Origin of the sequence: Streptomyces lincolnensis (genome assembly GCF_001685355.1) — a bacterium.
Classification (GTDB): Bacteria; Actinomycetota; Actinomycetes; order Streptomycetales; family Streptomycetaceae; genus Streptomyces; species Streptomyces lincolnensis.
The window spans coordinates 7,716,735-7,741,635 of the sequence record NZ_CP016438.1; the positions used below are offsets into that span (position 1 = coordinate 7,716,735).

At 72.1% G+C, this 24,901-nt stretch carries 22 protein-coding genes; 9 read left to right on the forward strand and 13 right to left on the reverse strand.

What is annotated here, in order from left to right; all coding sequences use genetic code 11:
- Positions 1-4: 4 nt before the first annotated feature.
- The 6 genes from SLINC_RS34145 to SLINC_RS34170 all read right to left on the reverse strand — a co-directional run bounded on the left by SLINC_RS34145 (position 5) and on the right by SLINC_RS34170 (position 7,253).
- On the reverse strand, positions 5-979 hold the full coding sequence (locus SLINC_RS34145) for a ketoacyl-ACP synthase III (RefSeq protein ID WP_067441498.1): 975 nt from the start codon (positions 977-979) through the stop codon (positions 5-7).
- A gap of 133 nt (positions 980-1,112) precedes the next feature.
- A complete protein-coding gene (locus SLINC_RS34150) occupies positions 1,113-1,907 on the reverse strand; it encodes an SDR family NAD(P)-dependent oxidoreductase (RefSeq protein WP_067441501.1) in 795 nt (264 codons plus the stop codon).
- 43 nt (positions 1,908-1,950) lie between these two features.
- A complete protein-coding gene (locus SLINC_RS34155) occupies positions 1,951-2,985 on the reverse strand; it encodes a 3-oxoacyl-ACP synthase III family protein (RefSeq protein WP_079164877.1) in 1,035 nt (344 codons plus the stop codon).
- A 94-nt stretch (positions 2,986-3,079) separates the two neighbouring features.
- Positions 3,080-4,039, reverse strand: a complete 960-nt coding sequence (locus tag SLINC_RS34160) for a ketoacyl-ACP synthase III (protein WP_067441504.1) — start codon at positions 4,037-4,039, stop codon at positions 3,080-3,082.
- Positions 4,040-4,050: 11 nt separating this feature from the next.
- Entirely contained in the window at positions 4,051-5,883 is a 1,833-nt protein-coding gene (locus SLINC_RS34165; RefSeq protein ID WP_067441505.1) for a CoA-transferase, read from the reverse strand.
- Positions 5,884-5,924: 41 nt separating this feature from the next.
- Positions 5,925-7,253, reverse strand: coding sequence for a beta-ketoacyl-[acyl-carrier-protein] synthase family protein (locus tag SLINC_RS34170; protein WP_067441507.1), 1,329 nt, complete (start codon positions 7,251-7,253; stop codon positions 5,925-5,927).
- Positions 7,254-7,538: 285 nt separating this feature from the next.
- On the opposite strand from SLINC_RS34170, the gene SLINC_RS34175 reads away from it, so the two are divergent.
- From SLINC_RS34175 to SLINC_RS34185, 3 genes are all read left to right on the forward strand, one after another.
- A complete protein-coding gene (locus SLINC_RS34175) occupies positions 7,539-8,810 on the forward strand; it encodes a beta-ketoacyl synthase N-terminal-like domain-containing protein (RefSeq protein ID WP_159425383.1) in 1,272 nt (423 codons plus the stop codon).
- Positions 8,811-8,821: 11 nt separating this feature from the next.
- Positions 8,822-9,925 carry a beta-ketoacyl-ACP synthase III gene (locus SLINC_RS34180; RefSeq protein WP_079164879.1) on the forward strand — a complete coding sequence of 368 codons (1,104 nt, stop codon included), beginning with the start codon at positions 8,822-8,824 and terminating at the stop codon, positions 9,923-9,925.
- Positions 9,926-9,986: 61 nt separating this feature from the next.
- On the forward strand, positions 9,987-10,217 hold the full coding sequence (locus SLINC_RS34185; RefSeq protein ID WP_067441514.1) for an acyl carrier protein: 231 nt from the start codon (positions 9,987-9,989) through the stop codon (positions 10,215-10,217).
- A gap of 155 nt (positions 10,218-10,372) precedes the next feature.
- On the opposite strand, the gene SLINC_RS34190 is transcribed toward SLINC_RS34185, so the two are convergent.
- On the reverse strand, positions 10,373-11,989 hold the full coding sequence (locus SLINC_RS34190) for an MFS transporter (RefSeq protein WP_067441517.1): 1,617 nt from the start codon (positions 11,987-11,989) through the stop codon (positions 10,373-10,375).
- An 89-nt stretch (positions 11,990-12,078) separates the two neighbouring features.
- On the opposite strand from SLINC_RS34190, the gene SLINC_RS34195 reads away from it, so the two are divergent.
- Positions 12,079-12,819 carry a TetR/AcrR family transcriptional regulator gene (locus SLINC_RS34195; RefSeq protein ID WP_079164880.1) on the forward strand — a complete coding sequence of 247 codons (741 nt, stop codon included), beginning with the start codon at positions 12,079-12,081 and terminating at the stop codon, positions 12,817-12,819.
- A 13-nt stretch (positions 12,820-12,832) separates the two neighbouring features.
- Here SLINC_RS34195 and SLINC_RS34200 read toward each other — a convergent pair whose 3' ends face one another.
- Together SLINC_RS34200 and SLINC_RS34205 are read right to left on the reverse strand one after the other, a co-directional pair.
- Positions 12,833-13,510, reverse strand: a complete 678-nt coding sequence (locus SLINC_RS34200; protein WP_067441523.1) for a response regulator transcription factor — start codon at positions 13,508-13,510, stop codon at positions 12,833-12,835.
- Complete coding sequence (locus SLINC_RS34205; RefSeq protein WP_067441525.1) at positions 13,511-14,692, reverse strand: sensor histidine kinase; 1,182 nt, start codon at positions 14,690-14,692, stop codon at positions 13,511-13,513.
- A 182-nt stretch (positions 14,693-14,874) separates the two neighbouring features.
- Here SLINC_RS34205 and SLINC_RS34210 point away from each other — a divergent pair, with 182 nt between their 5' ends.
- Both SLINC_RS34210 and SLINC_RS34215 read left to right on the forward strand, forming a co-directional pair.
- Positions 14,875-16,368, forward strand: coding sequence for an alpha/beta hydrolase (locus SLINC_RS34210; protein WP_067441528.1), 1,494 nt, complete (start codon positions 14,875-14,877; stop codon positions 16,366-16,368).
- 14 nt (positions 16,369-16,382) lie between these two features.
- Positions 16,383-17,036 (forward strand): hypothetical protein, encoded by a 654-nt coding sequence (locus SLINC_RS34215; RefSeq protein ID WP_067441531.1) that lies wholly within the window; start codon positions 16,383-16,385, stop codon positions 17,034-17,036.
- Positions 17,037-17,048: 12 nt separating this feature from the next.
- Here SLINC_RS34215 and SLINC_RS34220 read toward each other — a convergent pair whose 3' ends face one another.
- Positions 17,049-17,870, reverse strand: coding sequence for a rhomboid family intramembrane serine protease (locus tag SLINC_RS34220; RefSeq protein WP_067441534.1), 822 nt, complete (start codon positions 17,868-17,870; stop codon positions 17,049-17,051).
- A gap of 127 nt (positions 17,871-17,997) precedes the next feature.
- On the opposite strand from SLINC_RS34220, the gene SLINC_RS34225 reads away from it, so the two are divergent.
- Entirely contained in the window at positions 17,998-18,324 is a 327-nt protein-coding gene (locus SLINC_RS34225; protein ID WP_182449233.1) for a hypothetical protein, read from the forward strand.
- 146 nt (positions 18,325-18,470) lie between these two features.
- On the opposite strand, the gene SLINC_RS34230 is transcribed toward SLINC_RS34225, so the two are convergent.
- The gene (locus SLINC_RS34230) at positions 18,471-19,868 is read right to left on the reverse strand and encodes an FAD-dependent oxidoreductase (protein ID WP_067441537.1); all 1,398 of its coding nucleotides are present in this window, start codon (positions 19,866-19,868) and stop codon (positions 18,471-18,473) included.
- 46 nt (positions 19,869-19,914) lie between these two features.
- Positions 19,915-20,904 (reverse strand): DUF4349 domain-containing protein, encoded by a 990-nt coding sequence (locus tag SLINC_RS34235; protein ID WP_067441540.1) that lies wholly within the window; start codon positions 20,902-20,904, stop codon positions 19,915-19,917.
- Positions 20,905-21,065: 161 nt separating this feature from the next.
- Between SLINC_RS34235 and hemG the strand changes: the two genes are divergently transcribed.
- Both hemG and hemQ read left to right on the forward strand, forming a co-directional pair.
- The gene (gene hemG, locus SLINC_RS34240; protein ID WP_067441543.1) at positions 21,066-22,514 is read left to right on the forward strand and encodes a protoporphyrinogen oxidase; all 1,449 of its coding nucleotides are present in this window, start codon (positions 21,066-21,068) and stop codon (positions 22,512-22,514) included.
- 5 nt (positions 22,515-22,519) lie between these two features.
- Positions 22,520-23,251, forward strand: a complete 732-nt coding sequence (gene hemQ, locus SLINC_RS34245; RefSeq protein WP_067441546.1) for a hydrogen peroxide-dependent heme synthase — start codon at positions 22,520-22,522, stop codon at positions 23,249-23,251.
- Positions 23,252-23,307: 56 nt separating this feature from the next.
- Here hemQ and SLINC_RS34250 read toward each other — a convergent pair whose 3' ends face one another.
- Positions 23,308-24,891 carry an alpha/beta hydrolase gene (locus tag SLINC_RS34250; RefSeq protein ID WP_067441549.1) on the reverse strand — a complete coding sequence of 528 codons (1,584 nt, stop codon included), beginning with the start codon at positions 24,889-24,891 and terminating at the stop codon, positions 23,308-23,310.
- Positions 24,892-24,901 lie beyond the last annotated feature (10 nt).

Consider the following 24,901-nt stretch of genomic DNA (forward strand, 5'->3'; position numbering starts at 1 on the left):
TCGCTCAGATCCGGTAGAGCAGGCCGCCCCAGCACCAGACCCCGCCGCCGATCGACGGGGACAGCACCAGGTCTCCGGGGGCGACCACACCGCGCTCCAGCAGTTCCGACACGGTGGTCGGGATCGACGCGCTGGAGACGTTGCCCCGGAAGGAGAGGTTGGTCAGGACACGCCCCGGGTCCGCGCCGAGGTGGTGCTGGATTCCCTTGGCCAGCGGCTCGGTGCCCGAATGCGGGATGAGCCAGTCGATGTCGTCGACGGTCAGCTTGTTGCGCGCGAGCAGGTCCTCCACGGCGTCGCGGACATGGGCCAGGGCCACGTCGTTGAGGTCCGGATGGCTCCTGACCCAGCCCTGCTCGCCGCCCGCCACGGACATGTGGGCGAGGCTGCCGTCGGTGTGGAACACCGAGTCGATGAGCCCGCTCGCCCCACCCGGGGTCGCCTCCATCACGCAGGCACCCGCCCCGTCGGAGACGAGCATCGCGCCCTTGGAACCCGGCCGCACCCGCCGCGTGACCCGCTCGGTGGTGGCCACCAGGGCCCTGCGGTAGCCGGCCGGTGAGGTGAGGAGGGCCGCCGCGGTGTGCACCGCCTGGATGTAACCGGCGCAGGAACCGGCGATCTCGAAGGCCATGGGCCCCTTGATGCCGAGTGCCGCCGCGGTCAACGCCCCCACCTCGTCGACGTAGTTGCGGTCGGTCCAGTGACTGACGACGACCAGGTCGATGTCGGAGGCGTCGACGCCGGCCCGCTCCAGGGCCTGCCGGGACGCCCGGGTGGCCATGAGGACGGGGGTCTCCTCGTCGGTGGCCCGGTAGCGGGTACGGACGCCGACTCCGCCGATGACCCGGTCCTCGACGGCGTTCGTGGTGGCGTTCTCCACGCTCTCGTTGTGTATTTCCTCGGAACCGAAGTAGTGGCCGTATCCGGTGAACCGTATTCCGGAGCCTTCCCAGAGGCCCTGATGTCCGGTGTCCATCGGCGAGAAACTAGTGGCGTCGGAATTCTGTGGCATCTGGCCTCCCGTACTGAATGACTGACCGCGCGGGTACGCGAGGTACCGGGCGGGAAAACGCGTGGCGCCGCGGAGCGGAATCGTTACGGCGGGATCGTCACGGCACCCAGCCGGGCGGGCCGCCGCCGTCGACCCGGATCACCGAGCCCGTGACATAGGGGTTCTCCGCGGCGAAGCACACCGCGTCCGCCACCTCCTCCTCCGTCCCCCAGCGGCCGAGCGGCACGAAGCGCTTCAGGCCCTCCATGTAGCGGGCGTGCTTCGGCAGGGCGGTGCTCTTCTCGCGCAGCGCCTCGCCGTCCATCACGCCGGGCGCGACGGCGACCACCCGGATCCCGTAGACACCGAGCTCGTAGGACCAGGTGCGGGTCAGCGCCTCCACCCCGGCCTTCGCGGCGGTGTACGCGGACTGCCCGTACGCGCCGGCCGCCAGGCCGGAGGAGACGTTCACGATGGTGCCCGCGACGCCCTGCCGGACCATGCCGGCCGCTGCCTCGCGGCCGACCAGGAACACACCCGTCAGACACAGGCGCACCGTCCGTTCCCAGTCCTCGAGCGAGTGGGTGAGCAGCCCGCCGCCGGTGTCCTGGCGCGGTCTGCGCAGCAGCAGCCGGGACAGGTTGCGGCCCGCGTTGTTCACGCACAGGTGCAGCGGCCCGGTCTCGGTCACCTCGGCGAACACCTCGCGCACCGACTCCTCGGACGTCACGTCCGCCCGCACCGCGCGCAGCGGGAGCTGCTCCGCCTCGGCCATCGCCCGCACCTTCTCCAGGCGTCCCGGGTCGAGCCCGAGCACCGTGGTGTGCCACCCCTCGGTGGCGAGCCGCCGGGCCACGGCCAGTCCCAGGCCCCGCGTACCGCCGGTCACCAGCGCGTTCCTGGAATCGGACAAGGCCGCTCCCCTTTCCTCTCGGTCGTCGTGTCCGGCCCGGCGGTCATCGGTACCGGAAGACCATGGCGCCCCAGCTCAGACCGCGCCCGATACTCACGCCCAGAATCAGTTGGCCGGGCTTCACCGTGCCGTCGCGCACGAACTCGGAGAGCGCGCCCGGCATTCCGACGCTCGATGTGTTGCCGCGCCGGGGAAGATTCAGGAGCATGCGCTCCCGCGGAATTCCGATACGGTCCGCCATCGGATACAGCAGATTGGTGTTCGCCTGGTGGGGAACGCACCAGGAAATCTGCTCAGGGGAAAGCCCGTTGCGCTTCAGGACGGTCTGTCCCGCCTCGACGAGCATGTCCGGTGTCACTTCGGAGAGAATTCCGCCGCGCATCACCATCTTGTCGTTCTCGTCGATGTCGAACGCGTCGTAGTAGCGGCCGTCGGCGCGCAGGACGACGTCGATCAGACCGCCGCGCGCGGACAGCCTGTCGGCGCCCGCCCCCGTGGACTCGCCGATGCGCCACACCGCCGCGGCGGCCCCGGCACCGAAGAGCGCGGAGTTCCTGAAGTCGAAGTTGAGGATGGCCCGCGGGCTCTCCGCGCACACCACCAGCACGGTGCGCGCCTGACCGGTGGCGAGCAGCCCGCGGGCCACCACGCTCGCGTAGAGGAACCCGGCGCAGGCCACCGCGCTGACGTCGAAGCAGAAGGCGTCGCGGGCGCCCAACTGCTTCTGCACGGGCAGCGAGATGTCCATGTAGTTGTTGCCCAGAGAGGACGGGTTGGCCCGGGGCCGGGCGGTGGCGCTGGTGCCGATGATCACGTCCACGTCCGAGACGTCGAGTCCCGCGTCGTCGAGCGCGGCCCGGGCCGCCTTGACGCCCATCTCGGCGAACCGTTCGTCGGGCCCGGCCCAGTGGCGCGAGCCGACACCCGTGTGCGTGCGTATCCAGGCGTCGTCGACGCCGAGCCCGGGCAGGCCCTCGAAGTAGTCGTTGGTGACCGGCTCGCCCGGGAAGTAGTGGCCGACACCGCTGAGGACAACGGGCGGGCCGGCACCGTCGAGCGGTATCCGGGGGGTGGACATGGGGGCGTCCCTTCCTTGTCATCGGTCATCGGTCGTCAGTCATCGGGGTGCGGTCGTCGGTGTTCGGGCCGCCTGCGCGGTCGTCGCGCTCGTGTCAGAGCTGGTAGAGCAGCGCCCCGGAGAACCAGCCGGCGCCGGCCGCGGGCGACAGGATCACGTCGCCCTTGCGCAGCTCGCCCGACTCGACGAACTCGGACAGCGCCGTCGGGATCGTCGCGCTCGTGGTCTGGCCGCGCGTGCGCAGATTCGTCAGGACCTTGGCGGGGTCCGCGCCGATGCGCTCGACCAGACGCTCGGAGATCCGTACCGAGCCCGGATGCGGGACCACCCGGTCGACGTCGGCGATCGTCATGCCGTTGCGCCGGAGCAGCAGGTCCACGGCCTCGCCCGCGGTCTCGGCGGCCACGTCGGCGATCGAGGGCAGGCTCACCGTCCAGGCCCCGGTGCCCCAGGTCTTGGAGACGCCCGCGTGCTCGCCGTAGCTGAGCACCGCGGAGTCCCGCAGCCGGGAGTCGTCGGGCGGTCCCGCCTCCAGGACCGCGGCCCCGGCCCCGTCCCCTCCGACGTAGGAACCGCGGCGGCCCGGCTTCAGGCGCCGCGAGAACTGGTCGGAGCAGACGACGAGGGCGCGCCGCCACTGATGGCTCGTCAGCATGGCCGCGGCCGTCTGCACACCGTGCACGAAGCCGACGCAGGCGGCGCACACGTCGAAGGCGAGCGCCCGTCGGGCGCCGAGGCTCAGCGCGACGCGCGGTCCGTCCTCGGGCGCGTACTTGCGCTGCGACCAGGACGAGAAGATCACCAGGTCCAGATCACCGGCCTCCAGGCCCGCGTTGCGCAGCGCCTGGCGGCCCGCCTCCACGGCCATGTACGGCACGGTCTCGGAGTCGTCGGACAGATGCCGGCGCCGCACGCCGAGGTCGGGGCCGAGCACCGCGGCCTCCATCGCCGGTGCCTCGGGCAGATCCGCCGGTATCTCCTCGCAGTGGCGCGGGAAGTAGTGGCCGAAGCCCCGGAAGGACAGACCGTGGCCCGCCCAGATTCCACCGCTCACAGACGTGCTCCTCACCTGTAGAAACCTTGCGGATCGAGACCGCGCAGCCAGGAGATCTCCGCCTCGGTGATCTCCGGTTCCGCGACCGGGTCGGTGGTGGGCGCGGACCAGCGCGTCAGCGTGGCCACGGCCTCCCGCGGTGTCGGCGGGCCGTCGTCGCCGAGCGGCAGCCAGGTGGCGAGGCGGAAGGGGCTGCCGGGCCCGTCCTCGCGCCGGAACCGGCCGAAGTGGCTGACGACTTCACGTACCCGGGCGCCCGGGCTGGTGACGTAGGCGACCCGATCGACGAACTTGCGCGGGGAGGCCGTGGACAGCACCAGGCAGTCCGTGCTGGTGGCGATGTCGTTGGCGCCGCCGGAGCCGGTCAGCCACCGGCCGTCGGCGAGCAGACTGGTGTTGACGTCGCCGCGCGCGTCGACCTCACCGGCCGCGAGGACGCCCAGGCAGCGGCGGTTCGCCGACACCATCCCGCCGAGGATCTCCGGGATGCCCGCGAGCTGCTGGGACCGCGTGGCGTGCAGCTGACTGAAGAGAAAGACGTCGCCGGGCTCCGGATCCATGCCGTAGAAGCCGAGTTCGGCGCAGACCGGCACCCGTACGCCCTGTTCGCGCAGCCGGGCGGCGGCCAGCCAGGCGGCCAGATGGGACACGCCGATGCCCGCGAGCAACGTGTCGTAGCCGTCCGTGGTGACGCGGTCGACGATCGCGCGGGCCCCGAGGACGATGGTCCGCTCCTGGCGGGTGACGGGTGCGCGCGGGGTCGGCTCGGGGCGGCTCTGCGGGACGGCGTCGGGCCTCGTCCCGGAGCTCAAGGGGCGGGGCGGCGCGGTCGGCTCGCGCGGGGTGAGCGGCCCGGCCGCCAGCAGCAGTTCGGCGCGCCGCGCCTCACCCAGCCTGCGCACGTACTCCGCGTGCCCGCCCGGCTCCTCGACCCATTCGCGGTACCACTCCTTGGCGCCGTCCTCGGTGGCCAGACGGTCCACGAGCTCGGTGAGGAAGGTGTAGTCGTCCCGGTACCCGGCCACCGCCTGGCCCAGGTCACCGAGCGCGAGACCGCGCAGCGACTGGGGATGCGCGCCGAGCGGGGCCTCGCACAGGGCCACGACCCGCTGTCCGGGGATGACGACCCGCTCCGGATGCGCGTCGACGAACGCGTCCGGCACGATGCGCTCCACGGAGGCCAGCACCCCCTGCTCGGCGGCGTACGCACCCCAGGCACCCTCGCCCGCGGGCGGCACCAGGACGATGTTGCCGCGCCGGTCGGCGCACGCGCCGTGCACCAGCGTCAGATCGGGGCGCAGCGGCTCCACCAGCCCGAACGGCCGGTCGCCCGCCGAAGGATCGGCCACCCGCACGAACTTCGGGCTGCCGTCCGGCACGGCGTCCTCGCCGTCGGGGCGCGGCCCGCGGGCACCGGAGGCGAGCGCGCGCTCCAGGTCGCTGCCGACGAGGGAGGCCGTCACGCCGTACGGCAGGCCGGTCGCGCCGGCGATCAGCCGCTGGGTGAAGCTCAGCAGCGACCACAGCTCGCAGGTGAACGGGAGCCCCCGGGCCAGATCGCGGTAGAGCGGGTTGGGGCGAGGGGTGGGGTAGGTGTCGCCGAGGAAGCAGGTGATCAGGTGCTCGACCGCGCCCGACATCGTCAGCGCGTGCATCGCGGTATGGGTCGCCGACGTGCTGACGGTGAACCGGCCCCGGCCCGCGAACTGCCGGGCGAGGGCGTAGACCATGGCGTTCGGCCGGGCCATCGTCATGGCCAGGTGCAGATGTGTGCCGGGGGAGACGTACTCGGACACCAGGGTGTCGACATCGGGGACGAGGGCGGGGCCGCTGTGCGTGCTCATGGTCTCCTTCGCGGGTTCGGTCCGTGCGGGCGCGGCCTACGTCACGCGGTGCCCAGGGCGAGCACCGAGGTCTGGCTGCCGATCGCGAAGGCGAGAGAGATCGCGAGGTCGACGGGGCCGGGGCGGCCCCCCTCGCCGACGTGGTCGTGGTCGCACTCCGGATCGGGCTCGGCCTCCGCGTAGTTGGCGGTCGCGCACAGGCACTGGTGGTGCAGGGCCAGGGCGGTCGCGGCGGCGTTGACCAGGGCGGCGGCGCCGAGCAGATGTCCGTACACGGGTTTGACGGAGCTGAGCGGCGGCCAGGCGGACCGCGGCCGGCCGGGGTAGAGCGCGCCCAGCATCCGGCTCTCGGCCACGTCGTTCTTCGGGGTGGCCGTGCCGTGACCGCAGAACCAGTCGACGTCCTGCGGGCCGCGACCGGCGTCACGGAGCGCCGCGTGGACCGCCGACGCGGTGACCTCACCGCTCATGTCCATGCCGAAGGGGTGCGTGGCCTCGTTCACCGCCCGGTGGGACAGGACGCGTGCGTATCCGTCCACGCCGCGCGCCTGCGCGTGGCCGGCCCGCTCCAGGCACAGCGCGACGGCGCCCTCGCCGAAGGCGAAGCCCTCCCGCTCCCTGGTGTACGGGCGGATCGCGCGACGGGGGTCCGCGGACTCCGTCGACAGCACACCGCTGCCCATGGCCGTGAAGGACTCGAACACCAGCGGCGTGAGCGGGAACTCGTGTCCCAGCACGACCACGGCGTCCGCGGCGCCCGCCCGGATCAGCTCCGCGGCGAAGCCGATGGCGTGGTGTCCGCCCACACAGGCGCTGCTCAGGGTGGTGACGAGTCCGCGGACGTCTCCGTAGATGGCCGCGAGGGTCGCGGGAGCGCCCGGCATGCCCCGGAGCATCGCCCCGCTGTCGCCGAAGTGCCGATCCCGTGCCGCGCCGCTCTCCGGCCCCGGCGCGTTCGCGCCCTCGGCCGTGAGGGCCTCGCCGACCCACTCCAGGGGACCGCGCGAGGACGAGGCGATCAGGGACAGCCGCTCCGGGTCGATCTCACCGGTGACGAGCCCGGCGTCGCGGCGGGCCTCCTCGACGGCCGACATGGCGGCCAGCGCGTCACGGGTGTACCGGTTCGCGAACTTCTCGTTCAGCTCCGGCAGGAACTTGCGGTGGTCGAAGTCCCGCAGTTCGCCGGCCACCCGCACACCGGCGCGTCCGGGAGTGCAACGGGTCAGCGGACCGAGCTGTGACGTTCCGTCCCGCACGTCCTGCCAGAATTCATTGACATGGGTCGCGCCGGGGAGCATGACACCGATACCGGTGATGAGTACCGATTCCCCACGCTTCTTCCCGGCGTTGGATTCAGCCAGTGCTGCCATGCCCGAAAAACTATCCGCCGCTCAACTTTTCGACATCGCTCTCCGGGTACCCGGGAGATTTCACGTCCGGTACCGGAAGTACCGCTTCGGAATATCGGTACCGGCGATACCGAACATCCGTAAAACCGGGTACCGGTGGCCGATTACGGTGTGCCTCCCTGCGGCTTTAGAGTCGGCAGCCGTCACCGGCACCGGATGCCACACGGGCCGGAAGCCGTACGCAACGCAGGGAGTCTTATGGCCGATCAGCAGAGGGACCCCGGGCGAGACACTCTGATCACCGGAATGGGATTCGCCCTGCCCGGCCCCGGAGGGCTGTGTGCGACATCCGCGGAGTTCTGGGAGATCATTTCCACGGGCTCCTGTCACGTGGAGCGCGACGGCCTGTTCTTCGGCCAGGTGCGCACCGATATGCAGGATGTGAAGGACCGAATTCCCGAGCTTCCCAGAAAAGCACTGGCCCTGTATTCGCCGGTTCAGTGGCACGGCCTTGTCTCCCTGGCCGAGGCCTGCGCGGACGCCGATCTCGACTGGCGTTCCGGGGCCCTTTCGGAAGCGGCCGTGCTCGCGGCCCGCGACGGCGGTGACTGCTGGTCGGCGCAGTACACCGACATCCTGCGCGCCGATCGGGACAAGGTCACCAAGGACGAGATCAACGCACTGGGCACCCGGCTCGCCCTCACCGGCATCCCGATGGACGTGGCCAACATCCAGATGTCCGTGCTCGCCGCCACCGGCCCGTGCTTCACGGTCTCCAACGGCTGCACCTCCTCGGCGGTGCAACTGGGCATGGCACACCGGCTGATCGCGAGCGGCGAGATCGACGTCGCCGTGGTCACCGGTGCCGACGTGTTCGGCCTGGACTTCCTGCGGCACTACGCGGACCTGCTCGACCGGTACGCGGAACTGAGCGCGGAGGACGGCGTCACCGTCGACGCCATGGAGGACGCCGCCCTGTCGATGCACGCCCAGATGCGCCCCTACGACAAGAACTCGCCCGGCTCCAACATGGGCAACGGCTCCATCACCCTGGTGCTGGAGAGCCGTGCGCACGCCGAGCGGCGCGGGGCGGTGCCCTACGCCCGGCTGCTGTCGCAGCACACCCGGCGCAGCCCCCAGTTCAGCGCCTTCGCCATCGACCGTGCCGGGGCCGGGATGGTCCAGGCATCCCGGGACGCCATGGCGGGCTTCGTGGAACCGGACCAGATCGACTACGTCAACGGCGGTGCCGAGGGCGACCGGGTCTTCCACGAGACGGAGTCGAACATCGTGCACACGCTGTTCGGGGACCGTGCGGCGCGACTGCCCGTCACCGTGCAGGAGGCGTGCTTCGGCCACAACGGCGGGCCGCTCGGCAACCTCGGCGTGGCCGCCACGTCCCTGATGATCCGTGGCGATGTGGTGTGCCCGACGGCCGGCTGCGTCGACCCGGCCGACGAGTGCGCGTTCGATCCGGTGCCGGGCACCACCAGCCGGCCCCAGCGCGTCGACCACGCGCTGTCCTTCAACTACACCGTCGGCATGATCAGCAGCGCGATTCTGCTGGGGAAGGCATGAGGGGGAACTCCATGGACGACAGGGCACGCCCCGACGCGTCCGCGCCACAGCCGGCCGCGGCGGACGCCGGCCGCGACCCGGCCCCGCCGCCCGGACGCCGCGCGGCGGTGCTGTGCGGGCTCGCGGGATGGGTACCGTCCGGCACCGTCACCAACGCCGATCTGGAAGCCCGGCTGGACACCACCGACGAATGGATCCGCAGCCGTACCGGCATCGCCCAGCGGCACAAGGTGTCACCGGGCACCGCCACCCGTGAACTCGCCGTGGAGGCCGGGCGGCTGGCCCTGAAATCGGCCGGACGCGACAGCGTGGACTCGGTGGTGCTCGCGACGGTCACCCCGGACCGGCACTGCCCGGCCACCGCCCCCGAGGTCGCGGCGGCGCTCGGGCTCGGTCCCGTCGCGGCGCACGACGTCTCCGCCGTGTGCGCGGGCTTCCTCTACGCGCTGGCGTCCGCGGTCGGGTCCATCGCCGCGGGCTTCGCCGACCACGTCCTCGTCATCGGCGCCGAGACGTTCTCCGCCATCGTCGACCCGGACGACCGGAACACCGCCATCATCTTCGGCGACGCCGCCGGCGCCGTGGTGCTGCGGGCCGGGCACCCGGACGAGCCCGGCGCCCTGGGGCCGATCCGGCTCGGCAGCGACGGCACCCAGAGCGACCTGATCCAGATCCCGGCGGGAGGCGCCCGGCAGCGTCTGGCCGGCACCGCCGCCGAGCCGGGCGAGTACTACCTGCGGATGCAGGGACGCAAGGTCTACCGGCACGCCAAGGAGCGCATGGGCCAGGCGGCCGTGGAGGTCCTGGAGCGCTCCGGCTGGCGGATCGAGGACGTCGACCGCCTCGCCACCCACCAGGCCAACGCGCGTATCACCGAGGCCGTGGCGGAGGAGTTGGGCGTGCCCCGTGACCGGGTCCTGTCCAACATCGAGCACGTGGGGAACACCTCGGCGGCGTCCCTGCCCCTGCTCCTCGCGGACGCGGCCTCGTCGGGCCGACTGCGCCCGCACCACCGGGTGCTGCTCGCCGCCTTCGGCGCCGGGCTCGCCTGGGGCGCGGCATCCCTGACATGGCCGGACGTGACGGCCCTGTCGGTGCACTCCTACCTCGATTGACCCACCGGCCGGACCGGCAGCGCCCCTTCGCCCACCGGCACAGAGTTTCCCGGGAGGAACGGTGTACGAGAAGGTCAAGTCCCTGTTGACGGATGTCTTCAAGGTCCCGGAGGACCAGATCACGCCGCAGGCCACCCTGGAGGACCTGGGGATGGACTCGCTGGCGGCGGTCGAGTTCGCCCTCGCCCTGGAGAAGGACTTCGAAGTGGAGGTCAGTGACGACGAAGTGCTGGAGCTGGAACGGCTCGATCTGATCGTGGAGCTGGTCGAGCGCCGCGCGCGGGCGTCCTGACCGAGCCCCGTGGGCGGCCCGGAGCGAGCGGGCCGCCCTCGTGGCAGGACCGTACGAGCCGGAAAGCCGGGACCCTCACGGGGTCCCGGCTTCCGCTACGGGTCCGGGCCCGCCGGCCGGAGCGCACACCGGCGCGGCGGACCCCGTACGGGCGGTCAGTCCAGGTGCTTCGAGCCGTGCTCGCCCGCGGCTCCCACGGTCTCTTCCGTCCCCTCGCCGTGCTCGGCCTTCCCGCGCACCTGACGGCCCGCCTCACGCGGGATCAGCAGGGACACGGCCACGGCGACGACGACCAGCAGAATGCCGGTGCACAGCGACGTGAACCCGAAGGCGTCCGTGAACGCGTCGTCGGCCCGGCGCTTGAGTTCCTCGCCGGCGGCGCCCGGCAGGGCGCGTGCCGTGGCCACCGCGTCGGGCAGCCCTTCGCGGGCCGCCTCCAGATACCGCTCGTCCACGCCGGGTACGGAGACGTCCATCTCCCGGCGGAACAGCGCGGCCGCGATGCTGCCCATGATGGCCACGCTCAGCCCGTTGCCCAGCTCGTAACTGGTCTCCTCGATGCCCGCGGCGCCACCCGCCGAATCGGCCTCGGCCGTGGACATGATCGCGTCGGACGCGGCCGTCATCGCGCAGCCCGCTCCGGCGCCGATGCCGGCCAGCGCCACGGCGAAGACCCAGTACTCGGTGTCCGGCCGGACGTTCACCAGGACGAAGAACGCCGCACCGATCAGCCCGAGACCGATCATCATCGCGTACCGCGTCCCGTACCTGGGGACGATGACGGACATCGCGGGCGCACCGATCATGGTGGCGAGGAGCAGGGGCAGCAGCCGCAGACCGGACTCCATCGGGGACGCGCCCCCGATGAACTGCCAGTGCTGGGTGAGCAGCAGCATCAGCCCGCCCATGCCGAACATGGCGAGCACCACGGCCGTGACCGCCACCGAGAAGGCGCGGTTGCGGAACAGGCCGGGGTCGAACAGCGGATCCGGCACGCGCAGCACCCGCATCACCAGAGCGGCGAGCAGCACGACTCCCAGCACACCGGTGATGATCGTCTGCGCCTCCAGGCCCTCGGCGCCGCCGTGCTGGATGGCGTAGACCAGGGAGATCAGACCGACGACCGACAGCACCGCTCCGACGGCGTCCCAGCGCGGCGGATTGGGGTGCCGGGACTCCGGCACCAGGGCCAGCGCGGCGATCAGGGCGACAACCATGATCGGTACGTTGATCAGGAACACCGAGCCCCACCAGAAGTGCTCGATCATGACCCCGCCGACGACCGGTCCGACCGCCGCTCCCGCGGCCGACATCGTGGCCCACACGGCGAGCGCCACCGTGCGCTCCCTGCGGTCCGTGAAGACGTTCCGGATGATCGACAGCGTCGAGGGCATGATGATCGCCGCGCCGATGCCGAGCAGCGCGCGGGCGGCGATCAGCATCGCGGGGTCGGTCGCCCAGGCCGCGACGGCCGAGGCGGCCCCGAAGACGAGGAAGCCCAGGCAGAGGAAGCGTTTACGCCCCAGCCGGTCGCCGAGCGTGCCGGCGCTGATGAGCAGCCCGGCCACGACGAGCGAATAAACGTCGACGATCCAGAGCAACTGCACCGAGGACGGCTCGATTTCGGTGCTCAGGGTGGGCAGGGCGACATTGAGGACCGTCAGGTCCAGGGCCACGACCAGCAGGCTGACCGACAGGACGGCGAGCACTGCCCACCGGTTCCGAGCCCCACCGGCGTCCCCGCTGTGCGTGTCGTTCACCACGGTATCCATGGGTCTCCTCCTCGAGGATTCCGTCGACTGTGTTCTCGTACGTCATACCAGCTATCGTACGACGTACGAGTACGCGTTAGAATGGAAGGGTGACGGAGACTTCTGGACGAGACACCACAGCGAAGGGCCGCCCGGGATCGATCTGGCTGCGCGGTACGAAGAAGCGAGCGGTGAAGCAACCGCTGAGCCGAGAGCAGATCGTGCGCGCCGCGGTGCAGCTCCTGGACGAGGGCGGGGTGCGCAATCTGCGTATGCGTCAGCTCGCCGAATCCCTCAACTCGGCACCCATGTCGTTGTACTGGCACGTGCCGACCAAGGACGATCTGCTGGAACTGGCCGTGGACGAGGTCTTCCCGGACCCGCCGGCCCGGTCCACGCCGGGAGACTGGAGCCAGGACGTCAAGGCCGGTGCCGAAGGCCTGTTCGACGTGCTGCTCGAACACGCCTGGATGATCGAGCTGATGGGCAGCCATCCGCCGGTCGGACCCCGGGCCCTGGCGCACACCGGCGCGGTCATCCGGATCCTGGAGGAGGCCGGTTTCGTCCCACCGCAGCTCGACTCCGCGCTCTCGGCGATCTACTACTACACGGTGGGTGCCGCGCTCACGGAGGTGTCCTGGCAGACGATGGCCCAGCACAGCGGCGAGAACGAGGAGGACTGGGCACAACGCCTCGGCCCCTACGTCGAGCTCACCGCCGCTCAGGACGACGCGCAGTCCCTGTCCGCCTACGTCAAGCGCAGCGCCACCAGCAGCACGGGCCAGCGCTTCCACGACGGCCTGGAGTGCATGGTCCACGGCATGGAACGCATGCGGTCACTGCCCTCCTGAGCCGCCGGGCCGGTCAGTCCTCCGCGTCGCGGACCAGGAGTGCGATCTGTACCCGGTTCTCGACCGCCAGCTTGGCGAACAGGCTGCCGGTGTGCGCCTTGACGGTCGCGACGCTGATGTGCAGCCGCTCGGCGATCTCCGGGTTGCCCAGTCCGTCCGCGATGGCCCGAGCGGTTTCGAGTTCCCGTTCGGTCAGCGCGGACAGCTGTTTCCGTGCGGCCCGGCGGGTCGCGTCGCGAGTGTGCGAGGACTGGGGGCCGGTGGCCGCGGCGATCACCCGTGCCGTGGCCGCCGGCGACAGCACGGGGTTGCCCTCCGCGACGGTCCGCACCGCGTCGAGGATCTGCGCCGGCCGGGTGTCCTTGAGGACGAACCCGTGTGCTCCGGCGCGCAGTGAGCCGAGCACCAGATCGTCGGAGTCGAACGTGGTCAGCATGAGCACCCGGGGCGGCGCCGGCCGGGTGAGGAGCTCCCGGGTCGCGCTGAGACCGTCGCGGCCGGGCATGCGCACGTCCATCAGGACGACGTCCGGCCGCTGCTCCTCCACCACGGCGATCGCCGCGTCCCCGTCGGCCGCCTCCGCGACGACGGTCAGGTCCGGTTCACCGTCGATGACGAGCCGCAGTGCCATCCGTACCAGTTGGTCGTCGTCCACGACGACGACACGTACCGGCTCCCGCTCGGTATCCACTCATGCTCTCTTTTCGTGGGTGGGGTTCGGCCAGGGTAGGCGCGCGGTGAGGACGTACCCGTTGTCCGGGGTGGGGTGGTGGCGGAGTTCCCCGCCGGCGAGGGTGATGCGTTCGCAGAGGCCGAGCAGGCCGAATCCCGATGCCGGCGGTGGTGCGATCGCCGTGGTGGCCGGGGCGTTGCGGACACCGACGTCGAGGGTGTCGCCCGCTGTTCCCGCGAGGGTGATGTGCACGTGTGCGCCCGGTGCGTGCTTGGCGGCGTTGGTCAGTCCTTCCTGGACGATCCGGTAGCAGGTGCGTCCGACGACGTCGGGCGGTGTTCCCGGCACGGTGGTGGTGAGCGTGACGTCCAGTCCGGATGCGCGGGCGTCGTCCACCAGTTCGGGTACGCGGTCGAGGGAGGGTTGGGGTGGTTCCGGGCGGCCCGGGTCGGCCCGGAGCACGCCGAGGACGTCCCGCAGTTCCTCCAGGGCCTGGTGGGAGCCGTCGGCGATGCCGCGGACCAGTACGCGGTTCTCCTCGGCCGTGAGGTCGCGGCGGTGGTCCAGCACTCCGGCCTGCATGGCGACCAGGGAGATCCGGTGCGCGAGCACGTCGTGCATCTCGCGGGCGATCCGGTTGCGTTCCAGGGCCCGTGCCTGCGCCGCTCGTGCGCTCTGTTCCCGTTCCGCGCTCTCCGCCCGGTCCCGCAGGGTCCGCACTTCGACGCGGCGGGCGCCGATGGCCATGCCCGTGGCCACCGCGATGCCCGCGATCAGTGCCGGGAACGCGAGCTGGTACCACACCAGGCCGGGCGCGGTCCGGACCGGATAGAGCCCGCCGATGACCGGTGACGCGATCACCAGGGTCAGGGCGGCGATCCCGATCTCCACCGGACGGCGACGCGTGGAGATCGAGACCAGTGCCACCAGCGCGGCGCCGGAGGCGAGTGCCGAGGCGGTCGAGGCGATCGTGACCGTCACGGCGACGGTGAGCGGGAACCGCCGCCGCCACACGAGCGCCGTCAGGCAGCCGAGAGCCAGCAGCGGATCACCGACGACGTACCACCAGCCCGTCTCGCCCTCCTGCCCCCGCTGGATCGCACCGATGGAGAGCCACAGGGGTACGCCCACCGCCGCGGCCGCCATCAGCCGCCATGTCTGCTGCCACCGTCCGAGCCGTGGCGCGGCGTCCGTGATCACCTGGCCATTATCGCGACCCCGCGCGGCCGGTGCGTCGGCCCCGGGGCCGACGCACCCTCTACCCAAGTCGCATCACCGCCTCGTCCTCGGTCGATGACGGTGCGAGCCGCCGGGCCGATGTGCCTGCCGCGCCGCACGGACAGAGTCGTTCACGTACCGAGCGCTCCTCAGGAGGACATCCGATGCGCACAAGGACCTTGTCCCTCGCCCTCGCCGCCACCGCGGTGGCGGCGACCGTGATTCCGGACGCGGCGGCGACGACCGCGGACATCGTGCGGTGGGGCCCGTGTTCGCCGAAGGCCGCCTCACCCGGGAAGGCCTCCTCACCCGGTAGGGCCGCCCCACCCCGTCTCGAGTGCTCGACCCTCGAAGTCCCGCTGGACCACCGCGATCCCGACGGCCGGCAGATCGAGATCGCGCTCTCCCGGCTGGCGAGCGAGAAGCCGTCGCAGCGCCGCGGCGTCCTGCTGACCAATCCGGGCGGGCCCGGCATCTCCGGGCTCGGCTACCCGGTCGCTCTCGCCGCCTCGAAGCTGCCGCAGAAGGTGCTGGACTCCTACGACGTGATCGGCTTCGACCCGCGCGGCACCGGCCGCAGCGCGCCGGTGACCTGCGATCTGACACCGGCACAACGCAACCGCGGCAACCTGCCGCCGTACGCGCACACCGCGGCCGACGTCGCGCGGCAGGCCGGCGGCGCGCGGACCATCGCCGAGCAGTGCGTCACATCGAAGACGGCGTCGATGGTGCCGCACACCACCACCGCGAACACCGCGCGCGACATGGACCGCATCCGGGAGGCACTGGGCGAGCCGAAGATCTCGTACCTCGGCGGGTCCTACGGCTCCTACCTCGGCGCGGTGTACACGACGCTGTTCCCGGGGCGCGGCGACCGGATCGTGCTCGACAGCAACCTGGGCCCCGGCGGTTACGACGTGACGGCCATGCGGTCGATCGCCCGTGGACTGGAGGACCGGTTCCCGGACTTCGCGGCGTTCGCGGCGGCACGCCCCGAGTACGGTCTGGGCACCACACCGCGCCAGGTGAGGGCGACGTTCTTCGACCTCGCGAAGCGCCTGGAGGCGAAGCCGGTCCGGGGCGTCGACGGGACGTTGTTCCGCGGGCTCACCTTCGACCGCCTCTACAGCGACGCGTCCATGCCGTCGGTGGCCGAGATGTGGCAGGCGCTCGACAGGGACCGGCCGCTGCCGCCCGACACCCCGCCGTCGATGGAGGCCATGGAGAACTCCATGGCCGCGCGTTTCTATGTGATCTGCGGCGACTCGCGCTGGCCGGGGACGGTCCGGGAGTATCAGCGCGATGTCGCCGTCGACCGGCTGAGGTACCCGATGCTGGGCGGGTCCGCGGCCAGCATCGGACCGTGCGCGTTCTGGCCGGGCGAGCGGACCGAGCCGCCGGTGCGCATCGGTGACCGGGGCCCGTCGAACGTGCTCATGGTGCAGAACGAGCGCGACCCGGGAACACCGCTGGCCCGAGCCCAGGAGCTGCGGCGGGCGTTCGGGAAGCGGGCCACGATGGTGACGGCCGACCAGGGCGGGCACGGTGTCTATCCGTTCGGCCGCAACACGTGCGCGAACGACGCGGTGACGGCGTTCCTGGTCACGGGTGAGCGCCCCGCACGGGACCTGGCCTGCGCGGCGGAGCCAGGCAAGTGACGGGGGGCGGTGGCATGTTCAGGGAGTGGCGGCACAGCCGGGCCGTGCAGCGGGTCGAGCCGGGGGACGGGCGAGCGCTGGAGCGCTTCCGCTGGTGGCAGTCGTTCTCGCGCGCGCTGTTCCATCTTCGGCTGGTGAACGACGACGGCCGGCGGACGGTCTACACCGTCGACGTCAGGCATCAGAACCAGTCGTCCGGCCACGTCAAGGCCCACCTGTACCTCGACGGCAGGCATCACGCCGAGTCCAAGGTCCCCGCCGTCTTCCCCGTCCGGGGCGGCACCGTCGAAGTGAGGGCGAGCGGCTTCGGGCTCAAGCGCTGTCACTACGTCACCGCCGAGGGGGCCGAGTTCCAGCTCGTCCCGGACCCCGCCTCCGCCGAGGGCCGCCGCGCGCGCCTCGACCGATCGCACCCCGCGCTGAGCCGCCGGATCGGCTTCCTCTCACTGATCACGCTGGTCGTCGGTCTGGTTCTCCTGGTCCTTCAGCTCGCCGAACAGGTCACCCGGGCGCCGGAGGGCCTCGCCCAGTACGTCGGGACCTTCACCTCACCCATCGACCTGCCGGCCTGGGCCAACACCGTGGTCGGGCTCTGTACCGCGACGGCCAGCACCGAGCGGGCGCTGCGGCTGCGCTACAACGCGCTGCTCGACGGCGGGGTGGGCTGACCCCCGGCCGTCCTACCAGCGCGGCCGGGCCCGCCTGCCGAACAGCAGACCGCGCGGCTCCGGCGGCGGGGGCGTGCCCGGCTTGAGCGGCCAGGCGATCGCCATACCGGCGACGAAGCCGACGATGTGCGCCGCGTACGCCACGGTGCCCGCGTCGGAGACGCCCTCGCCGGAGGAGTACACCGCCTGGAGCACGAACCAGAAGCCGAGCACCAGCCAGGCGGGCAGCCGCAGCGGCAGGAAGATCAGGAACGGGACGAGCACCCAGATCCTGGCCTTCGGATACAGCACCAGATAGGCGCCCAGGACCCCGGCGATCGCTCCCGAGGCGCCGATCAGCGGATCCGACGAGCCGGCGTTCAGCACCGCGAAGCCGTACGAGGCCAGGTAGCCGCAGACGACGTAGAAGAGCAGGAACCGCACACGGCCCATGCGGTCCTCGATGTTGTTGCCGAAGATCAGCAGGAACAGCATGTTGCCCAGCAGATGCAGCCAGCCGCCGTGCAGGAACATCGCCGTGAACACCGACAGCTCGGGGGACTTGTCGTAGCCCGGCGGGGCCACCACGCAGCCGGCGTTCCCCTGCGGGCTCAGGCCCACGTCGCCCGTGGGCACCAGGCGCGGCATCCGATGGTGGATCAGCTCCTGCGGGACCGCCGCGTAGTGGTCCAGGAACTCCTGGAGACGGCAGAGCCGGGCAAGGCTGCCGCCGCCCGTCACGGAGTCGGCGAGACCGGGCATGGACAGGAAGACCAGGACGTTCGCGGCGATGAGCGCGTACGTCACCCACGGGGTGCGGCGGACCGGGTTCACGTCATGGACGGGGATGACCACAAGGGATGAATGCCCCCGATGCGCGCGGCAAATCGGTGAACACCGGCACGTGCGTGTGCGTATGACTCCTCAACCGCCCGCGGCAACGGGGAAGGCGGGTCGCGGGGACTACGTGAGGAAACAGGCGATGAACGACCGGAACACTCCTGCGATGCAAGCCCTGCCGGACGGCGAGGCCGAGATCTCGCTGGTGTTGCGACTGCCGTGGGAGGACGTGGCACGGCTGGGCCAGGAAGCGGGGCGGCTCGCCACGCAGATGCAGCGGCCGGTGACGCTGGACGAGGCGGTGAGCCATCGGCTGCGGTCGGCCCGGTCGGCGGCGCACGCCAAACCGGCGGGGGAACAGCCCGCCGCGGTGGCGCCGCCCAGCAGCGCGTCGGTGTCCTCGCTGCCCTCCCGGCCGCCGGCGGACCAGGCACGGCAGGCGATCGAACGGATCAACGGTTCGGCGTAGGCCCTGTCGTCGCGTTCCCGCCTGCCCCGCGGCGCCATGCACGCTCCCCCACTGCCTCAAGGGCGTGGGAGGTGCCCCCACGACGCCGTGGGGCCCGCCGTTCGGGCGGACGACGGGAATGTGACGACAGGGCCTGGCGGCGCCGCTCAGGTGCGCTGCCGCACCGCCTTCGACGCCTTCCTGGCCGCCACCAGCACCGGGTCCCACACGGGGGAGAACGGGGGTGCGTAGCCCAGGTCCAGGGCTGTCATCCGGTCGACCGTCATGCCGGCCGTGAGAGCCACGGCGGCGATGTCGACCCTCTTGCCCGCGCCCTCCCTGCCGACGATCTGCACGCCGAGCAGCCGCCCCGTGCGGCGCTCGGCGAGCATCTTCACCGTCATGGGGGAGGCGCCCGGGTAGTAGCCGGCGCGGCTGGTGGCCTCGATGGTGACGGACTCGAACTGGAGGCCGACGCGGCGGGCGTCCTTCTCCCGGAGGCCGGTGCGGGCGATCTCCAGGTCGCAGACCCTGCTGACGGCGGTGCCGACGACACCGGGGAAGGTGGCGTAACCGCCCCCGGCGTTGGTGCCGATGACCTGGCCGTGCTTGTTGGCGTGGGTGCCCAGAGCGACGTGGCGCTCCTGGCCGGAGACCAGGTCGAGGACCTCGACGCAGTCGCCGCCCGCCCAGATGTTCTCGTGCCCGCGCACCCGCATCGCCAGATCGGTCAGCAGGCCCCCGTGAGTGCCGAGCGGCAGACCGGCGGCCCGGGCGAGGGCGGTCTCGGGGCGGACACCGATGCCGAGCACCACGACGTCCGCCGGGTACTCGGCGTCCTCGGTCAGCACGGCCCGCGCCCGCCCGTCGTCACCCGTGAGGATCTTGGTCACCTCGGCGTCGTTGACCATGGTGATGCCCAGGCCCTCCATGGCCTCGTGCACCAGACGGCCCATGTCCGGGTCGAGGGTCGACATCGGCTCCCGGCCGCGGTTGACGACCGTCACCTCGTAGTCGCGGTTGATGAGCGCCTCGGCCATCTCCACGCCGATGTAGCCCGCGCCGACCACCACCGCGCGCCGGCCACGCGTGCGTGCCAGCGTGTCCAGGAGCGCCTGGCCGTCGTCGAGGGTCTGCACGCCGTGCACACCGGGCGCCTCCGCACCCGGCATGTCCGGCCGGATCGGACGGGCACCGGTCGCGATCACCAGTTTGTCGTACGACGTCCAGGACTCGCCGCCGGATTCGACGTCACGCGCGCGTACCCGCTGTCCCCCGACGTCGATCTCCGTCACCTCGGTGCGCATGCGCAGATCGATCCCGCGGGCCCGGTGCTCCTCGGGCGTGCGGGCGATCAGCTGGTCCCGCTCGGTGACCTCGCCGCCCACCCAGTACGGGATGCCGCACGCCGAGAAGGACGCGAAGTGGCCCCGCTCGAACGCCACGATCTCCAGTTCGTCGGGGCCCTTCATCCGGCGGGCCTGCGACGCCGCGGACATGCCCGCGGCGTCGCCACCGATCACGACCAGACGCTCCGGCCCACGCTCCGTACGGCTCATGCTCATGCGAACACGCTACGTGGGCAGGCCGTTTCAGTCCTGTCCGGCCGGGTCAGTTCTCCTCGCCGCCCTCCTGGGAACGGGGGGCCTCCGGCGCCGGGCGGGCCACCGGCAGCGGGCCCAGCGCGGTGGACGCGCCCGCGGGGGCCGGGCGGCGCGGCAGCCGGGGCCTGAGCAGGCGCAGCCACACCAGCAGGAGCAGGGCGAGCATCGCGGCGAACGGCAGCACCGCGGCCAGCGCCACCACGATCCAGCGCAGCATCGTCACGAAGGCGTCCCAGCCGCCCGCGAGCGCGTCCACGACGCCGGGATCGTCGTCCTTCGCGACCGTCTCGTGCGCCGGCTCGTGCAGGGAGAGGGTGATGGTGGCCAGGGTCGTACGGTCCTTCAGGGCCTCCTGCCGGGCCAGCAGCGACTCCAACTCGGACTGGCGGGTGCTCAGTTCGCCCTCCAGGGTCACCACGTCGCTGAGCCGGGTGGCCCGGTCCATCAGCTCCCGGATCCGGGTCACGCTGGCGCGCTGCGAGGTGATCCGGCTCTCCACGTCGACGACCTGGTCGGTGACGTCCTGCGCCTTGGCCGTGCGCTCCAGCAGCGTGCCCGTGCCCTCCAGATCGGCGAGGACCTCGTCGTACTTGTCGACGGGCACCCGCAGCACCACCTCCGTCTCCTCCTGACCCTCCTCGCCCCGGGCGGTGGTCTCGTTGCCGACATAGCCGCCCGCGTTCTCGACGGTGGCACGGGCCTTGTCGAGGGCCTTCGGCACGTCCTTGACCCGCACGGTCAGGGAGGCGGTGCGGATGATGTGGCCGGCGGTGAGCCGGGGCGGCGCGGACGCCTTGGCACCGCCCGCGCCGCTGTCGGGCGCCGCCGCACCGGCCTCTTTCCCGCCCTCCTGGACGGCCGCGTTTCCGCCGCCGTCGTCGCCGTCGGACATGGTGTCGGCGGCGCCACCGCCGCTGCAGCCGGCGAGCGCCAGGGCCGCGGCCAGCAGGACTCCGGCCAGGGCCTGGACCGGTCGTACGGAACGTCGTGCGCGCATGTGGGCATACCCCCGAGGGTCGTCGTGACGACTGACGTTCCTTCGACGCCGGGACGGTCCCGGACGTTGGCGCCCGACGGTTCCATTGAGGTCACGGTCAGGACTCGTGAAGGGCACCGGGGCGGGGCGGGAGTGTCGGAGGGGTCTGAGAAAGTGGGTGCATGAGCGCACCAGGGGCAGGTCACGTCGTGGTCGTCGGAGCCGGCATCGCGGGGCTGGCCGCCGCGCACCGGCTGGTCCGGAGCGGGGCGCGGGTGACCGTGCTGGAGGCCTCGGACCGGGTCGGCGGCAAGCTGCTGCCCGGCGAGATCGCCGGCGCGCGGGTCGACCTCGGCGCCGAGTCGATGCTCGCCCGCCGCCCCGAGGCCGTCGCCCTCGCCCGCGAGGTCGGCCTCACCGACCGCCTCCAGCCGCCGGCCACCGCGACCGCCTCCCTGTGGACCCGCGGCACCCTGCGCCCCATGCCCAAGGGCCATGTGATGGGCGTCCCCGGCGCCGCGTCCGCGCTGGCCGGCGTCCTCTCCGACGAGGGCCTCGCGCGGATCGAACGCGACACCGACCTGCCCCGCACCGAGGTCGGCGAGGACGTGGCGGTCGGGGAGTTCGTGGCGGCGCGGCTCGGCCGCGAGGTCGTCGACCGCCTGGTGGAACCGCTGCTGGGCGGGGTGTACGCGGGCGACGCCTACCGCATCTCGATGCGCCTGGCGGTCCCGCAGCTCTACCAGGCCGCCCGCACCCACACCTCCCTCCTGGAGGCGGTCCGCGAGATCCAGGCGAAGGCCGCCGCGAACCAGCAGACCGGACCGGTCTTCATGGGCATCGAGGGCGGAGTGGGCACCCTCCCGCTCGCGGTCGCCGACGCGGTGCGCGCGGGCGGCGGCGAGATCGTCACCGGCGCGCCGGTCACGGAGCTGCGCCGCGAGGCGTCCGCCGGGTGGCGGGTCGTCGCCGGGGACCGCGTCCTGGCGGCCGACGCCGTGATCGTCGCCGCTCCCGCCCCCGCTGCCGCGGCACTGCTGCGCGCCGAGGCACCCGAGGCCGCCGCCGAGCTGACCGCCGTCGAGTACGCCTCGATGGCCCTGATCACCCTCGCCTACCGCCGCGCCGACGTCACCCTCCCCGAGGGCAGCGGCTTCCTCGTCCCGCCCGTCGACGGACACACCATCAAGGCCTCGACCTTCGCCTCCCAGAAGTGGGGCTGGATCGCCGACGACAACCCCGGCCTGCTCGTCCTGCGCACCTCCGTCGGCCGGCACGGCGAGACGAAGATCCTGGAGCGCGAGGACACCGGCCTCGTCGACGTCTCCCGCCACGACCTGCGCGAGGCCACCGGTCTGGACGCCGCCCCCGTCGAGACCCGCGTCACCCGCTGGGACGACGGCCTGCCCCAGTACCCCGTCGGCCACCACGCGCGCGTGGCCCGCGTCCGCGACCACGTCGGCAAGCTCCCCGGCCTGGCCGTGTGCGGCGCGGTCTACGACGGCGTCGGCATCCCCGCGTGCATCGCGAGCGCGTACGCGGCGGTGGACCAGATCCAGGGCGACCTGCGTGCCGTGCAGGAACTCACGGCCCACCCGGTGCAGAGCCTGCACGGCGGAGCGGGAGAATAAGGACCATGAGTGACAACGCCCCCACCACCGAGTCCGGCAGGGTCCCGAACAAGGGCAAGCTGGCCAAGGACCTCAACGACGTCATCCGCTACACCCTCTGGTCCGTCTTCAGGCTGAAGGACGTGCTCCCCGAGGACCGCGCGGGCTACGCCGACGAGGTCCAGGAGCTGTTCGACCAGCTCGCCGCGAAGGACGTGACGATCCGCGGCACCTACGACGTGTCCGGTCTGCGCGCCGACGCCGACGTCATGATCTGGTGGCACGCCGAGACCAGCGACCAGCTCCAGGAGGCGTACAACCTCTTCCGCCGCACGAAGCTGGGCCGCGCCCTGGAGCCGGTCTGGTCGAACATGGCGCTGCACCGCCCCGCCGAGTTCAACCGCTCGCACATCCCGGCCTTCCTCGCCGACGAGACGCCCCGCGACTACATCAGCGTCTACCCCTTCGTCCGCTCCTACGACTGGTACCTGCTGCCCGACGAGGACCGCCGCCGCATGCTCGCCGACCACGGCAAGATGGCCCGCGGCTACCCCGACGTCCGCGCCAACACCGTCGCCTCCTTCTCCCTCGGCGACTACGAGTGGCTCCTCGCCTTCGAGGCGAACGACCTCCACCGCATCGTCGACCTCATGCGCCACCTCCGCGCCTCCGAGGCCCGCATGCACGTCCGCGAGGAGGTCCCGTTCTACACGGGCCGCAGGAAGTCGGTGGCAGATCTGATCGCCGGGCTGGCCTGACGCCGGTAGGGGCGCGGGGAACGGCGCGACCAGCCACAACGGACCCGCACCCGGCATCATCGCGCAACAGTTGGTTTCGGCTCCGCGTGCGGCGCACAAGACCCCCGCCGCACCGGAAGCCGCCCCTCCAACAGATACGCCTCGACGTACCCGTTGACACAAGCATTCGGCCCCCCGGCGATCCCATGCGTACCGGCATCCCGCTCGGTCACCAACACCGCCCCCGCCAACCGCCGCTGCAACTCCAACGCCCCCTGATACGGCGTAGCGGCATCCCGCTCGGCGGCCAGAACCAAAACAGGCGGCAACTCCCCAAAGCCCGCCCGCACATCAACCACCTGCTGACGCGGCGCGGGCCAATACGCACAGGGCAGATTCATCCACACGTTGTCCCACGTCTCGAACGGCGCCACCCGCGCCAGCCGCGTGTTGTCCCGGTCCCACACCTCCCACCGCGTGGGCCAGGGCGCGTCGTTGCACTCGACGGCCGTGTAGACCGCGTTCGCGTTCTCCGCCTCGGCCGCTGCCTCCGGATGCGGCCCGGCCTGCTCGATGAGCGGCTTGGGGTCACCCTTCAGGTACGCCGACAGCGCGTGCGCGCGATGCGGCCAGTAGTCGTCGTAGTACCCGGCCGACAGGAACGCGCCCTGCAACTGCCCCGGCCCGACCTTCCCGCCCGCCGGTTTCTTCGCCAGCCGTGCCGCCGCCCTGTCGTAGCTGCGCTGCACCTCCTGGGCGGTACCGCCCAGCCCGTACACGTCGTCGTGCCGCGCGACCCACTCCCGGAAGTCCGCCCAGCGGCCCTCGAACGCGGCCGACTGGTCGAGGTTGTTGCGGTACCAGATCTGCTCGGGGTCCGGGTTCACCGCCGAGTCGAACACCATCCGCCGTACGTGCGAGGGGAAGAGGGTGGCGTACAGCGCCCCCAGGTAGGTGCCGTACGACGCCCCCATGAACGTCAGCCTCTGCTCGCCCAGGGCGGCGCGCAGCACGTCGAGGTCGCGGGCGTTGTTGAGGGAGGTGTAGTGGCGCAGTGAGTCGCCCGTCCGCTCGGCGCAGCCGCGCGCGTACGCCTTGGCCCGCGCGATGCGCTCCTGCTTGTACGACTCGGAAGGGTGCGTCGGTGCCTGCGAGGGCGCGGTGAAGAACTTCTTGGGGTCCTTGCAGGACAGCGGGGCGGAACGGCCGACCCCGCGCGGGGCGTAGCCCACGAGGTCGTAGGCCGCGGCGAGCCGCTTCCACTCGGGGACCACGCCGATCAGCGGGAAGAACATGCCCGAGGCGCCCGGCCCGCCCGGGTTGAAGACCAGGGCGCCCTGCCGGGGCACCCGGCGCTTGCTGTTGCCGGGGTCCCGGTGGGTGGCCCGCATCCGGCTGACGGTCAGCCGGATCTGCTTGCCGTCGGGGCGCGCGTAGTCGAGCGGGACGGACACCGTGCCGCACTGGACGCTGCCGGGCAGGTCCTCCACCTTGGGGCAGGTGCCGAAGTCCAGGCCCTCCACGCGGGCGCGCGCGGCCGCCACGGCGGTGCCGCGCAGTTCGGCCGCGCCCGGGACGGCGGGGGCGCCGTGCGCCGGGGCCGCGGTCAGCGTGGTCAGGAGCAAGGACCCGGCGGCCGAGTAGAGGGCGGGGGCTCTCATCGCGTATCCC

Bases quoted from the DNA above. Each gene is read 5' to 3' on its own strand.
- SLINC_RS34145 (WP_067441498.1), bottom strand. From the start codon at position 979: ATGGACACCGGACATCAGGGCCTCTGGGAAGGCTCCGGAATACGGTTC.
- SLINC_RS34155 (WP_079164877.1), bottom strand. From the start codon at position 2,985: ATGTCCACCCCCCGGATACCGCTCGACGGTGCCGGCCCGCCCGTTGTC.
- SLINC_RS34165 (WP_067441505.1), bottom strand. From the start codon at position 5,883: ATGAGCACGCACAGCGGCCCCGCCCTCGTCCCCGATGTCGACACCCTG.
- SLINC_RS34170 (WP_067441507.1), bottom strand. From the start codon at position 7,253: ATGGCAGCACTGGCTGAATCCAACGCCGGGAAGAAGCGTGGGGAATCG.
- SLINC_RS34175 (WP_159425383.1), top strand. From the start codon at position 7,539: ATGGGATTCGCCCTGCCCGGCCCCGGAGGGCTGTGTGCGACATCCGCG.
- SLINC_RS34180 (WP_079164879.1), top strand. From the start codon at position 8,822: ATGGACGACAGGGCACGCCCCGACGCGTCCGCGCCACAGCCGGCCGCG.
- SLINC_RS34190 (WP_067441517.1), bottom strand. From the start codon at position 11,989: ATGGATACCGTGGTGAACGACACGCACAGCGGGGACGCCGGTGGGGCT.
- SLINC_RS34210 (WP_067441528.1), top strand. From the start codon at position 14,875: ATGCGCACAAGGACCTTGTCCCTCGCCCTCGCCGCCACCGCGGTGGCG.
- SLINC_RS34215 (WP_067441531.1), top strand. From the start codon at position 16,383: ATGTTCAGGGAGTGGCGGCACAGCCGGGCCGTGCAGCGGGTCGAGCCG.
- SLINC_RS34225 (WP_182449233.1), top strand. From the start codon at position 17,998: ATGAACGACCGGAACACTCCTGCGATGCAAGCCCTGCCGGACGGCGAG.
- SLINC_RS34230 (WP_067441537.1), bottom strand. From the start codon at position 19,868: ATGAGCATGAGCCGTACGGAGCGTGGGCCGGAGCGTCTGGTCGTGATC.
- SLINC_RS34235 (WP_067441540.1), bottom strand. From the start codon at position 20,904: ATGCGCGCACGACGTTCCGTACGACCGGTCCAGGCCCTGGCCGGAGTC.
- hemG (WP_067441543.1), top strand. From the start codon at position 21,066: ATGAGCGCACCAGGGGCAGGTCACGTCGTGGTCGTCGGAGCCGGCATC.
- hemQ (WP_067441546.1), top strand. From the start codon at position 22,520: ATGAGTGACAACGCCCCCACCACCGAGTCCGGCAGGGTCCCGAACAAG.
- SLINC_RS34250 (WP_067441549.1), bottom strand. From the start codon at position 24,891: ATGAGAGCCCCCGCCCTCTACTCGGCCGCCGGGTCCTTGCTCCTGACC.